Below are 13000 nucleotides of genomic sequence, written 5' to 3'. Positions count from 1 at the left end.
GCCAAAAAACACTACGGGCCGGACCTGGTGATTCACCACGGATCAGTAACGGAAATGCCTTTTGACAACAACCAATACGATGGGATATTCTGCCATGCTTTAATTCACCTGTTGGATACAAAGGAAAGGGAGAAGCTCATCCGGGACTGTTATCATCAACTGGCACCTGGGGGTTATATGTGCTTTACGGCGATTACAAAGGCTGCCCCGACTTATGGACAGGGTACCCCGGTAGGCAAAGACAGGTTTGAGCAGTTCGGCGGCGTAAGGCTATTCTTCTACGACATGGCGACAATAAGGAATGAATTTGCCGCGGTGGGACTGGTGGATGTAACTACAATAAACGAGAATTACCCTTTCTATATCATCAAATGCCGTAAAATATAACACAGTTACGGAACGCGTCAGCTGTTTTTTTCTTTCCCTATTCTACCGAGATGCGTATTGGTGAAAGAATCACTGAACTTAAGTCCGTATCCCAAAGCCCGATCCAGCGATATATGTGCAAACAAGATAATGGCAGCCAACTGCCAATACACGTTTCCACTGGCCAGCGCGTAAAGGGCAACCACCGATGCAACCAAGCGATGGTGCAGCAGATTGTAGGTAAACGCGCCAACTTTAGGACCAAAAACATAGCCTATCATGCCAAGATCAGGTGCCAGCAGCAACGCAAAAAACCACCACCAGGAAAGATTCAACAGGCTGAATAGGAAAACGCACAGAAAAAACAGGGCGATCTCTTCCGACTTTACTAAATAGTTCATTTTCTACTTCTGATTTTCAATATATCAATGTCCTGCATCGTGCCGGCACCACTCGGGAATACCCCTGCCGATAGCTTGTCGGGGCACCGGTTCTTCCGGCTGGTTTTCGTCCGGGGTAAAGGTAGGCTTTTCCCGAAATTATTACCAATACGCCGAATTCATCCACGCACCTGATCACAACTGTCCTGTTTGCCCCTTTTGATTGTCGCGTTTGTCACCGGCTAATCCGGAGAATATCGGCTAACTTGGCTGTGTAAACAACATGATTAATTCATTAACTAAAAAAACATGGACACGTCACGATCAGCACAGTTGAATATGATCATCCCTGCCTACAGGATGCACACGCAGATTTTCATGAACGCGTTGGACGGTATATCGGAAGAAGATGCGCTAAAAAGAATTGAAGGCCGAACCAACCACGTAGCCTGGATGGCGGGTAATTTTGTCAACACGCGTTATGGCCTGGCCGGGGTGCTGGGTATTAACGAAAAGGATCCCTTTGACGATCTATTTTTCCAGGGCAAAGCATTGGACACGCAGGTTACATATCCCACGCTAAGCGAACTTAAAGCGAATTTCCATAAAATATCCCCGGTTGTATATGATGCATTGCTGAAGATCACCGACACCCGCTTAAAAGAAGAGGTACCGTTACATATGAATATTTCCTTTTTCCCCGAAACACTGCTTAACTTTATCGGCATGTGTATCGGCCGGGAAGACTATCTCTGCGGCCAGATCGGATTGATGCGCAGGATATTGGATTATCCGGGCATGAAATACGATGTAGACGAGCAACTGAAATACTGAGGGGCAATAACAGCGGATAACCGGCTTCCGTGTGGTGCTTTAATTGAAATGGTAAAGGAATACCACATCGCCGACATAAGCCGGTTTGGCATTGTCCCTGATCAATAAGGTGGCCTGAATAACGGCCTTCACTGTCCCCCGGAGGTTGGTGATTGACTGTACCTTGGCCTGTAGCTGTACCTCGTTATCGACCAGTACGGGCTGTCCGAACTTCAGGTTTTCGATGCCGTAGTTAATTTCCATTTTTACGTTCCTGATATCCGCAATTTGTTTCCAGAGGTAGGGGATCAGCGCCAGTGTCAGGTAGCCGTGCGCAATTGTGGACTTAAATGGCCCTTCGTTCTTTGCGCGTTCCTTATCCACATGTATCCACTGATGGTCCAGCGTGGCATCGGCAAACGTGTTGATTTGCTGCTGATCAATCCGGTGCCAGTTGGAAACGCCAACGACTTTCCCTTCGTATGATTTGTACTCTTCGAAATTAGTTATGACCACCATCATTCATTGTTTTATGTTGTGTAACCTGGAAATTCACGGCCGGTGCCGATCAGCTGGTTAGCCGGACACCGGGGTTGCGCTTCACGCCGTACAATAATAGCCTTTTGAACGCATAAATTGCAGGAAAAGAAACAAATTGAGCTTGTATTCTTTTGATAAACGCCGACCTGAACAGTTTTTGCTGATCCGCATCCAGCCGTTCCATATAGGGAATAAGTGCAGAACCGGAAATGAATTGATATAAATCCGTTTCGTTTGCTGCAATGATCGGATAAACCCGCAGCGAAATATGCAAGTCCGTAAGCGCTCCATCGAACATCAGCTGTGCATACTCATCCAATTGCAATAGCGGCGACTTTTGGATGAAACCATTCAGCCAATCCGCAAACGGCTTTTCGGATGCCGTTTCCAACAGGATCCTATTTAAGCTGTTTTCCGTTTGAAAGGGCATCTGCACGGCAAACTGCCCGCCCGGATTCAGCTTGGCAATCAGTTCCGGAAACAATGTCCGGTGGTCATTGGACCATTGGAGGGCTGCATTGCTGAAAATTAAGTCCCACGTGGCGGCTGACGAACGGATAAACGGCTCCATGGCAGTCAATTCAAAATGCAGGTTTTCCTTCACAAACTGCCCCGATCCGGCGAGCATTTCTACAGAAGAATCAATGCCGAGAAAATCGGCCACCCTAAATTTATCTGCAAGTATTGCCGTCTGTTCTCCCGTTCCGCACCCGATGTCCAAGCCATTGCCATTTCCCAGATGCACCCCTGAAATTAGGCTCATCAGGTCCAAAAACGGCCTTAGGCGAATGTCTTTAAACTGATTGTATGTAGTCGGGTCCCAGGGCATGTTATTTCTCCTTCAGCTGATGTCACGCTTCCCATGAATCAGGCGCAGCCAATCAATAAGCACGATAACAAAACTGCCGCGGCGGCCAACAGTAACAGGTCTTCGCAACGCTTTGGCATCGCAGCTAAGATACCATCACATTGATAAAGAAACAAGCCGGCTACTGAAACTTACTTTCCACTCGTCCGGCTAACCTGCCCGTTTCACCCCAGCTGTTGTTTTTCCGTGTGGCGTTAGTTCCTTTCTTATTTTGTTGGTCAGCATGGGTAGTTTTACCCAAATGGGCAACAGACTCAGGAATAACCAGCTGAAATGATTTACCATAATTACGGTATCCCTTTTCTCCAGTTGCCGGATACAATACTGTGCAACCTTATCGGGGTTTAGTGACGTTATTCTGGCAAAAAAACCCTGCGCTTCGATCCTCCGGGTACTGTCTTCGTTGGTTTTCATGGGGCCGGGGTTTACCACGCTGACAAAGACATTGGTGTTTTTTAACTCCTGATACAGACCCCTGGAGAATGAATGGACAAATGCTTTGGATGCGGGATATACTGTTTTATACCCGATGGGTGAAAATGCGGCCAGACTCGACACATTCAGGATATAGGCTTTTGTTCTCTTTTGTAGATTCGGAAGCAACTGGTGTGTCAGCAGCGCAGTTGCCCGTACATTGAGCTGAATGATGTTGTCGATATAGCCGAAGGAAGCGTCTTCAAATTTTTTAGTGCCGCCAACGCCGGCATTATTGATCAGCATATACACATCAAACAGGCTGTTGATCCATTCAGCTACGGAAAGTATGCTTTCCTTTTTACTTAAATCTATTTCGCAGGCATGGGCTTTGACGCCAAACCGATGCTGCAGATCCGCACATATCGCCGGCAACCCCTGATCCGGCAGGCTGATTAATATCAGGCTCATTTTCCGTTTGGCTAATTCGTAGGCAAATGACTTTCCAAGTCCTTGGCTGGCTCCTGTGATAACGGCATATGTTTCTTCCATTTATGTGAATTTTCACTGCAAAATTAGCAAGGAAGGGATACCGGAATGTTCGGATTTATCTACCCGAACAACAAATCGGATTTAGAAGCAATCCATTAATAACAAACATGTTAAACGTTCTTGATTATCCATTGGAACGTATTTTACGGTATTCGGTAGGCGTATAAGAAGTCATTTTTTTGAATGTGGTATTAAAAGCGGTTTTGGAATTGAACCCCGACGCGTAACCGATTGCGAGTATGGTTAGGTGATCGTATTTCGGATCTAACAGTAGCTCTTCTGCTTTTTTAACCCGGTATTTATTTATGAAAAGGAAGAAATTTTCACCAATCCCGTTGTTGATCACATAGGACAGCTGATGGCCTGAAACGTTCAGCTTTTCGGCGAGGCGGAGCAGATTGAGCTCGCTTTCCATATAGGGCTGCTCATCTTGCATCAGGGCCAACAGCTGTTCTTTTATACGTTGCACATCCGCATCGGCTACTAATTTGTTCCGTGGGTTTACCTCTTCGGTATTTTGTATTGTATTTACCGTATTTTCCAGGCCTTCCAATCCGCTTGGATAGATCTCCCGCTGCCGGACTGCATGGAAGGCCACAAAATAAACGACCCCCAGGAAAAATAAGTTGACATAGCTGTTTAATGATGCCGCCATGGTAAAGATATTGTAAAAAATAATCAATACCGAAGAGGCAATAAATGCATAAATGATGTACTTGATCCAATTCAGATCAATGGATTCTTTCGTTGAGGAAAATTGCTCGATATTTTTCTGATGGCTTTGAATTTTCAGATAGGCTGCTACGGTGTATCCTAGTGCATGCCCGAGGAACAGGATGATATACAGCAGGTGGAAGCGGCTTTCATTGAGCAATGACCGGGATAATAAAAGAATCAGAAATAGCAGGGGTACGATGAGATAAAGCAGGTCCTTTTTGATGTACCGGTAAGTTGGATTGGTATAGAAAACGACACTTAAATAAAAGGTCGGCGGAGTCAAAAATTGAAAAAATCTGGTGATCGTAATGAGGTAGCTGGTGTTTTCCATTGATTTGGGAATGATCATTTCATCCAGCCAGAATGTTGCCCAAAGCAGCACAAAAATTCCGAAATAGCGGTTGGCTTTCTGGTTTACCTGAACGGCATTACTTAGATTGAGGAAGGACAATAAAACCAGTCCTCCGGCAATCAGCGTGATAACGATGAAATTGAACTCCATTTAGTGAAAAATTGCCTTACCGATGGGAACGATCGGTATTCCAGCGGCTAACATGGGCAATGTGCACAAACCCAGCCGGGGGTAGCCACGTCACATACACCTTAATCCCGATCGGAATCCCGGCGGTTTTCCAATGCCACTACCCGTTTTTCCACCGATTCCATAATGGTTGTCAAACTGGCGATAGCGTCATTAACCTGCGCATCCGCGGCGTGGCGCTCCAGGCGCTTCATCCGTAATGCCAGTTCATCCAGCCGTTCAGGCAATCCATCAAGATCAGCCTGTGGCTCCCTTTTCCTAAACAGGGGAAGGGCGGCCAGAATACATGCGAAAAGGCCGATGCCGAGTGCGAGGTATACAATCATGGTATGCTGTTTTTCGGAATTATTGTTTTCATCAGGTTGCTCAGGATTGGTGGCATAAACACCGGCAGCACTATCGGATAGCGTTTCCATACTATCCATGGCAGGCGCTTCCATTGGTGTTTCATCCGCAGGCGGGTGAATCAGGTGATCAACCTGGGCGACATACGCTGCATAGCCGGCAAGTTGCTTTCGATAACCTTTCCCCGGCCGGTCGAAGATATCCGCAAAGACTTGATTCCGCAACGCGGTCAATCCCGCCTCGTCGGTAGCAGTCATAGACCGCCAGCTGTTGTACCAGCGCTCAATCCCGGCGATGGGCTGACTGGATAATTGCTGCTTGAAACAAGCGTAATCCAACGTTTCGCAGGATATCCGGAAATTGGTATCCTGTGAAACTGCCTTGTCCGTTGCCAGAAAATTAATTGTCTCCCGGATCAGCTCATACTTAGCCCGGTCCGCCTGATCCTGTGCAACAGCATCCCAAATCAGCAGGGCCACACATACAAAAGTTAAAAAACCACGCCGCATATCCTTATATTTTATTCGGTAATGTAACGATTCTCAATGTTCTTAACGGCTAAAATAGGGAGAAAATCAGGAGCAATCACGCTTTTTTTAAAATTGTGCCCTATTTAAAAACCGGCCACATTAAAAAAACCCGGCCACTCTTGGACAAGAGTGGCCGGGATAACATCTTCTTTGAAGATGGCGTTCCCATGAGGATCGGGAACTTAAACCTAAACCTAGTGCCAATATAAGAAATGATAATGAGTTGTACAAGCGAAATTTTCCCAAGTATGTATACACTGCAAACGATTGTTTTTCCTTGTTTTCGAGGGTTGTCCGAAAAAATTGAACAGCTTAATTTTACACAGGCTGAACAAGAAAAATACGAAAGCAGGAAGTTAACATCATCCTATGAAAAAAAATCGGTGTCATTTTTATGTTGCTGTCCGTGCAAACCGGGTTCTCACAGCAAGATACGATCACGCAAAAAGGCCGTAAGGTTTTTGTAACAGGCGTGTCGGAGCGCGAAGGGGCCATCAAAACGGTCGATCGATTGATTGACGAACTGGAGACTTGGTCTTATTGGGAAGTCACTTCCGCCGTTCCTGTTTCGGCTTTCGGTTCAGCCGATTATTTTGCGTAATTTTGTTTATGGCGGGCCGGGCCGATGAAGAATGATAGCGGGTAAACGCAAACAAATAGATCATGAATTTAAAAAACACATCGCTGGAAACTTCCTACCTCCCCGTGGCATGGGAATACCGGGAGGTTATTGAAGCTGAAATAGCGAAGAAAACGCGGGGCAAAATTTTCTTTTTCTGCAAGGAAGAAGGAATCTGTGAGGCGGCGGGGAGCGTGCTGTGGATGAAAGAAGAGCAAGGCAAGGGGTTGTTTATCGGGCTGGATACGGAAAAAAAGATCCGGGTGGACCGGATTATCACGTTATTTGGCAAGCCCGGAGCTGCCTACGATGAATACAATGCGTATGGCAATGCCTGCATGGACTGCACAGGAGGCTATGAAAATGACGAATTATAAAATGTTTGCACGACTTATTTATCCCACGCTGCTCACGGTAAATCGGACATAACAAAGTCGGCGAGGTAAGTGCATTCCGCGATGGCTGCACGGGCAAATTCGGTATCCTGATACTTATCGCGCAGTTCTCCGAAATAACGGTTACGCTGGCTGAACAGCCAATAGGGGTCCGGCTGGTGCTGTGAAAAGACATACCCGTTTTCATAATAATCGCTGATCGAGTCAAACTGATACAGTTTTTGTTCGCATTTGGCCAGCATGAAGGTGCATTTGGCCTGAAACTCCCGGTCGTCACTCAGCTCGCGGGCTTTCGCATACCAGACGGCCGCCTGACGCGCTTCATGGAAATCACCGGCGTAATAATAATCCCCCTTCACGTAATTATCGGCACTGGTCCACGTATAACTGATGAGCTGCCACGAATTGCCAAATGCACCGGTTTGGTATACGCCATTGGCTAACTGATAGTAGTATCCGGCAGCATTTACAGGGTCCTGTTCAATACGCAGCTGCAGTCCAGCCATTGCTTTGGCAAAATCCGCCTTGGAGAGGGAGGTATTGCCGAACTTTTTCGGATAGTCCTTTATCGTGGTGACGAATGGATCAGGCCACAGGGTATCTTCTTCCGCACTGTACCAATTCACAGGCGGCTCTTGCTCGAAATCCGACGAAAGATGGTCGAACGCCCTGGAAGCTGCCGGATAGTCGTGCATACGGAGATAAGCTGTACCTAATAGGTCCCAGTAATCATCGGAGTCCAGGCCGCCCAGCCGCCCTTCAAAAAGCGCTGCCCACGGTTGTTCCAGTCCTTCCCTGCCCCATTTGGCAAGTTGCTCCAACGCCGCCGGCTGCAATTGCTCTTGCCAGAAAGATTGTGCCGACCACGACATGTGGTTGTATAAATCAGCGGTGTCAGCGGTGTGATCGGTCGCCAATGGAAAGTCGCTGTTCCACATGAATAAGGCCGCCATGGCCGTATCCCGCTGCCGCATGAAATGCGGTGCCAGCACCGACTGGTACAGGTTAGTAGCCGTTCGGTTGAAGCGAAGTTCGCTGGCTCCCAGCCAGTCATATGATGTACCGTATTGTTCCCTGGCACCGGCCAGCTCCCGTTGCCGCTTTTGCTCCAGCCATTGCAATGCGGGGAGCATGGCCTGCTCGTCAAGCGCATTGGATACTTCGAGCGTACGCACCTGTACCAGCAGTTCAATGATACGGTACTGGTCTGCCAGTCGCTCGGATAGCCGGTTCAGCTTTACCGTGGCAAGCGTCGCTGTGGCCTTTTCCGTTTCCCCCAGCAACCAGTTGATGTAAGCCGCGGCAATGGTTCCCAAATCGGGATCCGTATATTGCTTTTCCACTGCAAGCTGCTGTGCGAATTCGGCAACCCGGACAGCATGCTGGCGGGCACGTGTAATGACCGAATCGGGTTCCCGGTATCCCGACCACCAACCGCCGTTATAGTAAGCTGAGGTTTCGGTGAGCTGGGTTTCCAGTTTATTGATTTCCCGGGTAAGTAAAACGCCTACCAACGGGCTACGCGGTGCTAAGCTGTACACCGATGCAAGGGCGTGCACGTCAAAGTCGGCATTGGTAAAGGCTTCGATCGCCGCAATGGCAGCGCGCTCGTCATCAGATTCCGCCTGTGCAAGCACCTCATCGGACGTTACGTCAATATAATGGAAGTTTTTGTAGGCCTGCACGCGCCGTTCGGGACTCAATGTAAACACCCGTGAAAACAGGTATGCAGCAGTTGCCGGATTGCCTAATCGCCGGACAGCGCCCGCTTTAAGTGACAGGGCCCACCCTTTTACGGCAGAATTCCCAGGAGCGGTGGCGATGTACTGGTCGTATATTTCCACACAGCGCTCGTAAGCGCCCGCGTAATGGTACATGCGGGCCGCCTGATAAGCGTACCGCAACCGGAGAAAACGATCCCGTTTCAGTGCCGCCGCATGTGTTTCAGCACGGTCAGCCAGTGCTTCCATCTCCCCTGCATCCATGGTGTCGCGGGGGTCAGGGTCCCAGTAATTTTGGTATGACACCACGGCATAGGGTTCGCTTTCCTTGGCAAACAGGTAATATTCGCGGGCAGCTTTATGCCGGACCATTGCGAGGAGGTAAGTATTATGCTGTAAGCTATCCGGCAGCGACAACGGACTGCCGGTGAGGTAACCGGCAATGAGCGAATCCGTCGCCGCGTCGGTACGGTACATGATGGCCCCAACGTCGGCTGCGGTAACCTGCTTCCCCAGGTAACGCGCCCATTCCCGGCTATTGATCAAAGACTCAGACTCCGGCTCGTTCTCGTCATATAAGAATCGTAACCCGGTAAAAGAAAAGGGCACATACGCATCCCCCGGTGTATTATTATGAAAATAAGATACATAATAGTCATAAGGGTCCGGCTCAGGTCCGCACGCAATATTGATTGCAATCTCGCCAAAATATGTGAGTGCAAACGCGCTAAAAACGATCAATGATTTCCTGGAGTTGTTCATTTGAAAATGTTTGAAGCACCTGGCTATCCAGGTGGTAAAACAGTAACGTAAAGTCTTCCCTTCGTTTATGGGCAGCCAGAAAATCGGCCGCCGACCGGAGGTCCTTCCATCGCGTTTCTTCACGGCGGACCACATCGCCTGCGCGAAGCCCGGCTTCCGGCAACGGCACCTTCAGTCTGTACAGCGCTGAGCCTTCACGATGAGCAAAACGGGCGGTATCGGACAATAGCCGTGGGTCCAGCCGTTTACTGATTCCCGCATATTGCCCATCACGGAACACAACCGACCAGCTGAACAGCGGAAGTGCGATATCCACGGGCAATGGGTAATCCGGCAGAAATTCCTTCAGGTAAGTCTCCATTTCCTGCAGGTCGAGAATGGAATTATGTTCGCCTGGCTGACGGAGGTTTCCCATGTTGTAGCACATGAGTAAGACACGGTCTACCGGCGGAATGCCACTGCTGCGCCTATTGCGTACCTGGTGCAGCCGCAGTGTTGCCGTCAACCGGACGGTATCACCGACCTGTTCGCGCAGCGCCCCTAAGAGATCAAAATAGGTATCACGCGTCGTGGCAGTCCAATCACAGTCTAGTTGGAGTTCATTAAAATCCGGCTTGCCAGCCTGCCGTACTTTGCCTTTTACAAACCGGTATATCCGTACAGCGAGACTGTCTCGTTCGGTTTCGGAAAGATCATACAGCACCTGGTTGACGATATAAACAACGGGGACAACCGCTACGGTATCCGGAAGCGTACCTGGAAAGGTGATGGCGGACACCGGGATGGCCTCTCCATTTGGCCCTTGGGTATCGATGTCCATCATGCGTATAAACAGCCGGTTCGCGTCCATGCTTTTTACGGCATTTTTTTCGACACTATCGGGTTGGTAAACCGTTTTCCAGTAATAGAATGACGGTTCCACTTTCCCGGTGTGGTATCCACACGCACCGGTCAGGATAACGATGCAGACCAGGTAACTAAGCCGGTAAATAATGTGAATTCCCACCTTTCAAAGGTACAATCCAACTAAATGCTTTGCAATAGCCGTTTTCCGGGATTCGGGTGTAGCAATTGGCGGTTATATTACGTTTACACGATATACAGCAGCAGCCGTAAGGGTAAAGCGCCAAGATCATCGGCCACCGTGGCGGATGCTGTGTGACAAAAAGCTTCGTATTGTCTTTTCATAATTTAGGTTTATATTTGGTTAGTTAAAGCCCCGACTCTCCCCGTTTCGGGGCTTTTCTTTCAAATTAATAGCAATCAATTGTCCTTGTCATTTTTGATTTCCTCGATCCGGTCAAGTAATTTAGTCCCCGGCAAATGAATACTCCATGGTTAAACTAAACGACATCCGTTGGTATTTTCTGTTCGCCGTGTGCTGCGCGGCCGGCTGCAGTGGCGGGCAGAAAAAAAATGAATTCACTTATTATCGGGCAATTCATAACAGGGATACGGCCTACCTCTCAATTCATATCGGCGGAGGCGATTTCTACGGTAAATATGGATTGGTCAAAGGGTGGGAAGTGCCTGTTGTTGGGGATATCACGGGGGAAATCCGAGCCGACACCTTAGTCGGAACATTCAGCTACACCCCGCATCAGCACCGGAACAAAAAGCGGGTAGCGTTTGCGCTCCTACAACGGGATAATCAATTGCTTTTAGGCGGTGGCGCCGAAATCAGCTATATGGGGATTCCGCATTATGCCCCGGGCACGCTGTATTTTGATGACACTGGCTTTGTCTTTGAGCAGGTAGCAAAGCCACTGATTTTTGAGTAAAACGGCTGCAAAAATGGAATAAAGATGGATAGAACGGACACTTTTAATGCGGTCATCGAGATCATCGGAATTAATCCGTTTGTATTTATCCCTCCTGAGGTGCTGGATAGCTTATTTAAACAGGCGGGTAAGAACAGGGGGCCTATTCCGGTATGCGGAACGATAAATAAAAAGCCATATACCCAGACATTGGTTAAGTATCAGGGGGAATGGCGGCTTTATATTAACATGATCATGCTAAAGGACTCGCCAAAAAGGATTGGTGAGTCCATTACCATCACCATCAGCCACGATCCGCTGGACAGGAATGTTTTACCACATCCGAAGTTGATGCATGCCCTGGCCGGTCACCCCGAGGCCCAGCGGATTTTTGACGGCTTGCCACCTTATCTGCAAAAAGAGATTATCCGGTATATCTCATTTTTAAAAACGGAAAGCAGCGTCGATCGGAATGTCGCAAAAGCCATCGACTTTCTGCTCGGTAAGGGCCGGTTCGTCGGAAGAGCTAAACCTTAGCCGTGGCAACACCGCCGACCGTATCGGAAACACCTTCAGAATGAGAAAACCGTTTAATTTCTGTCGATAGGCTGGGCGCTATTCGACCACCTGGTTAGAAAACGTGACATAGGTAAAACATTCAGGCACGTGGGAATCCCAGACACCGTGTGAACTCCATGCCCAGCCACCCGAATCTGTCGTGTCTTTTTTATGGGTATTGAATCTCGAAAAATCCATTCGCCATACATCACCATCCTTCGGCGGCAGCGCCCGTCCATCACCTTTGGCCAGCAATTGCAGCCCTTTCCAGGGCAGCGCCAGCTCTACCGTCCAGCCTTTGTCGGTATCATCGGGCTTGTTGATGGTGCCATTGATGTGTACAGCAGACTGCAATCCCGGAAAGTCCCAGTTCCAGAAGCCGATGCGTTTGCCCCGCGGATGATTCTTGTACCCTACCCCATTAAATGGCCTGACGCCTTCACGGGTGGTATCCAGTTCGGCTAACTGGCCGTAACCCTTTTTCTCAAATTCTTCCTGCCAAAAAAACAACACCTCGTAGATGGTTCCAAACGAATTGATCTCAAATTCATAATACCCATCGGCACCGGCAATAAACAGCTCCGCATCATTATCCTGATAAATGGGCGCGTCTCTTTCCGTAAGCGTTGCAGTAACGTTGGGCTCCTCCAGCCAGTACCCTACATAAAGGTAATCGTCGTCCCAGAGTACAGCGGCCCGGGTATCCATATACGTCTCCGTTCCATGGATCAGATCGACAAAGCGGGAGGAACGGGGCGCATTTTCCCAAACGGTTTCATCCAGCTTACCGTCGATAACCGGCGCCTGTTTAATCCGCTGGGCTGTATACGTTGGAATACTGTCTTCACAACAGGGTGGATGTATCGTGATGTTATTGTTTTTTTTACCGGGTGTGTTGCACGATATCCCAAGAAAGCAAAGAAAAAAGAGGGCGGGGAATAGGAGTTTTGTATTGGTCATGTCGTTTATTTTGGTTTTAGCTAGCTGTAAGCCCGACAATGATACCGATTTTTTCTTATACTTTCTGCTGGCGCTATCGGGATTTTCCCTTTTCTATTTTCTGAAAATCAAACGAATCCGGGTCAACATGCTCCCGATAGAGTGCTGCACGTAAGCGCC

At 48.5% G+C, this 13000-nt stretch carries 15 protein-coding genes; 6 read left to right on the top strand and 9 right to left on the bottom strand.

Going from position 1 to position 13000, the window contains the following annotated elements:
• On the top strand, positions 1-387 hold a 387-nt coding region (locus ABWO75_RS11610; RefSeq protein ID WP_353185707.1), incomplete at its 5' end, for a methyltransferase domain-containing protein.
• Between the two features lie 17 nt (positions 388-404).
• Here ABWO75_RS11610 and ABWO75_RS11605 read toward each other — a convergent pair.
• Complete coding sequence (locus ABWO75_RS11605; RefSeq protein ID WP_353185705.1) at positions 405-767, bottom strand: DUF4260 domain-containing protein; 363 nt, start codon at positions 765-767, stop codon at positions 405-407.
• A gap of 288 nt (positions 768-1055) precedes the next feature.
• Here ABWO75_RS11605 and ABWO75_RS11600 point away from each other — a divergent pair, with 288 nt between their 5' ends.
• Positions 1056-1580 carry a DinB family protein gene (locus tag ABWO75_RS11600; RefSeq protein ID WP_353185703.1) on the top strand — a complete coding sequence of 175 codons (525 nt, stop codon included), beginning with the start codon at positions 1056-1058 and terminating at the stop codon, positions 1578-1580.
• Between the two features lie 39 nt (positions 1581-1619).
• On the opposite strand, the gene ABWO75_RS11595 is transcribed toward ABWO75_RS11600, so the two are convergent.
• The 5 genes from ABWO75_RS11595 to ABWO75_RS11575 all read right to left on the bottom strand — a co-directional run bounded on the left by ABWO75_RS11595 (position 1620) and on the right by ABWO75_RS11575 (position 6015).
• Positions 1620-2078 carry a MaoC family dehydratase gene (locus ABWO75_RS11595; protein ID WP_353185709.1) on the bottom strand — a complete coding sequence of 153 codons (459 nt, stop codon included), beginning with the start codon at positions 2076-2078 and terminating at the stop codon, positions 1620-1622.
• 49 nt (positions 2079-2127) lie between these two features.
• Entirely contained in the window at positions 2128-2928 is an 801-nt protein-coding gene (locus ABWO75_RS11590) for a methyltransferase domain-containing protein (protein ID WP_353185701.1), read from the bottom strand.
• 189 nt (positions 2929-3117) lie between these two features.
• Positions 3118-3933 (bottom strand): SDR family NAD(P)-dependent oxidoreductase, encoded by an 816-nt coding sequence (locus tag ABWO75_RS11585; RefSeq protein ID WP_353185699.1) that lies wholly within the window; start codon positions 3931-3933, stop codon positions 3118-3120.
• A gap of 124 nt (positions 3934-4057) precedes the next feature.
• On the bottom strand, positions 4058-5152 hold the full coding sequence (locus ABWO75_RS11580; protein ID WP_353185697.1) for a helix-turn-helix domain-containing protein: 1095 nt from the start codon (positions 5150-5152) through the stop codon (positions 4058-4060).
• A 101-nt stretch (positions 5153-5253) separates the two neighbouring features.
• Positions 5254-6015, bottom strand: a complete 762-nt coding sequence (locus tag ABWO75_RS11575; RefSeq protein WP_353185695.1) for a hypothetical protein — start codon at positions 6013-6015, stop codon at positions 5254-5256.
• A gap of 445 nt (positions 6016-6460) precedes the next feature.
• On the opposite strand from ABWO75_RS11575, the gene ABWO75_RS11570 reads away from it, so the two are divergent.
• Together ABWO75_RS11570 and ABWO75_RS11565 are read left to right on the top strand one after the other, a co-directional pair.
• Entirely contained in the window at positions 6461-6667 is a 207-nt protein-coding gene (locus ABWO75_RS11570) for a hypothetical protein (RefSeq protein ID WP_353185693.1), read from the top strand.
• Between the two features lie 62 nt (positions 6668-6729).
• A complete protein-coding gene (locus tag ABWO75_RS11565) occupies positions 6730-7062 on the top strand; it encodes a hypothetical protein (protein WP_353185691.1) in 333 nt (110 codons plus the stop codon).
• A gap of 32 nt (positions 7063-7094) precedes the next feature.
• Here the strand turns inward: ABWO75_RS11565 and ABWO75_RS11560 are convergent, their stop codons facing one another.
• Positions 7095-9563 carry a hypothetical protein gene (locus ABWO75_RS11560; RefSeq protein ID WP_353185690.1) on the bottom strand — a complete coding sequence of 823 codons (2469 nt, stop codon included), beginning with the start codon at positions 9561-9563 and terminating at the stop codon, positions 7095-7097.
• Positions 9529-10569: a hypothetical protein gene (locus ABWO75_RS11555; protein WP_353185688.1), complete on the bottom strand. Its 1041-nt coding sequence runs from the start codon at positions 10567-10569 to the stop codon at positions 9529-9531. Before ABWO75_RS11555 ends, ABWO75_RS11560 begins: the two co-directional genes overlap by 35 nt.
• A gap of 328 nt (positions 10570-10897) precedes the next feature.
• Here ABWO75_RS11555 and ABWO75_RS11550 point away from each other — a divergent pair, with 328 nt between their 5' ends.
• Together ABWO75_RS11550 and ABWO75_RS11545 are read left to right on the top strand one after the other, a co-directional pair.
• Positions 10898-11344, top strand: coding sequence for a hypothetical protein (locus tag ABWO75_RS11550; RefSeq protein ID WP_353185686.1), 447 nt, complete (start codon positions 10898-10900; stop codon positions 11342-11344).
• A gap of 24 nt (positions 11345-11368) precedes the next feature.
• Positions 11369-11860 carry a YdeI/OmpD-associated family protein gene (locus ABWO75_RS11545; RefSeq protein WP_353185684.1) on the top strand — a complete coding sequence of 164 codons (492 nt, stop codon included), beginning with the start codon at positions 11369-11371 and terminating at the stop codon, positions 11858-11860.
• A gap of 78 nt (positions 11861-11938) precedes the next feature.
• Here ABWO75_RS11545 and ABWO75_RS11540 read toward each other — a convergent pair whose 3' ends face one another.
• Positions 11939-12841, bottom strand: coding sequence for a carbohydrate-binding family 9-like protein (locus tag ABWO75_RS11540; RefSeq protein WP_353185682.1), 903 nt, complete (start codon positions 12839-12841; stop codon positions 11939-11941).
• Positions 12842-13000 lie beyond the last annotated feature (159 nt).

Origin of the sequence: Parapedobacter lycopersici (assembly GCF_040395035.1) — a bacterium.
GTDB lineage: Bacteria > Bacteroidota > Bacteroidia > Sphingobacteriales > Sphingobacteriaceae > Parapedobacter > Parapedobacter lycopersici_A.
This window is presented reverse-complemented; position numbering and strand designations above follow the sequence as displayed.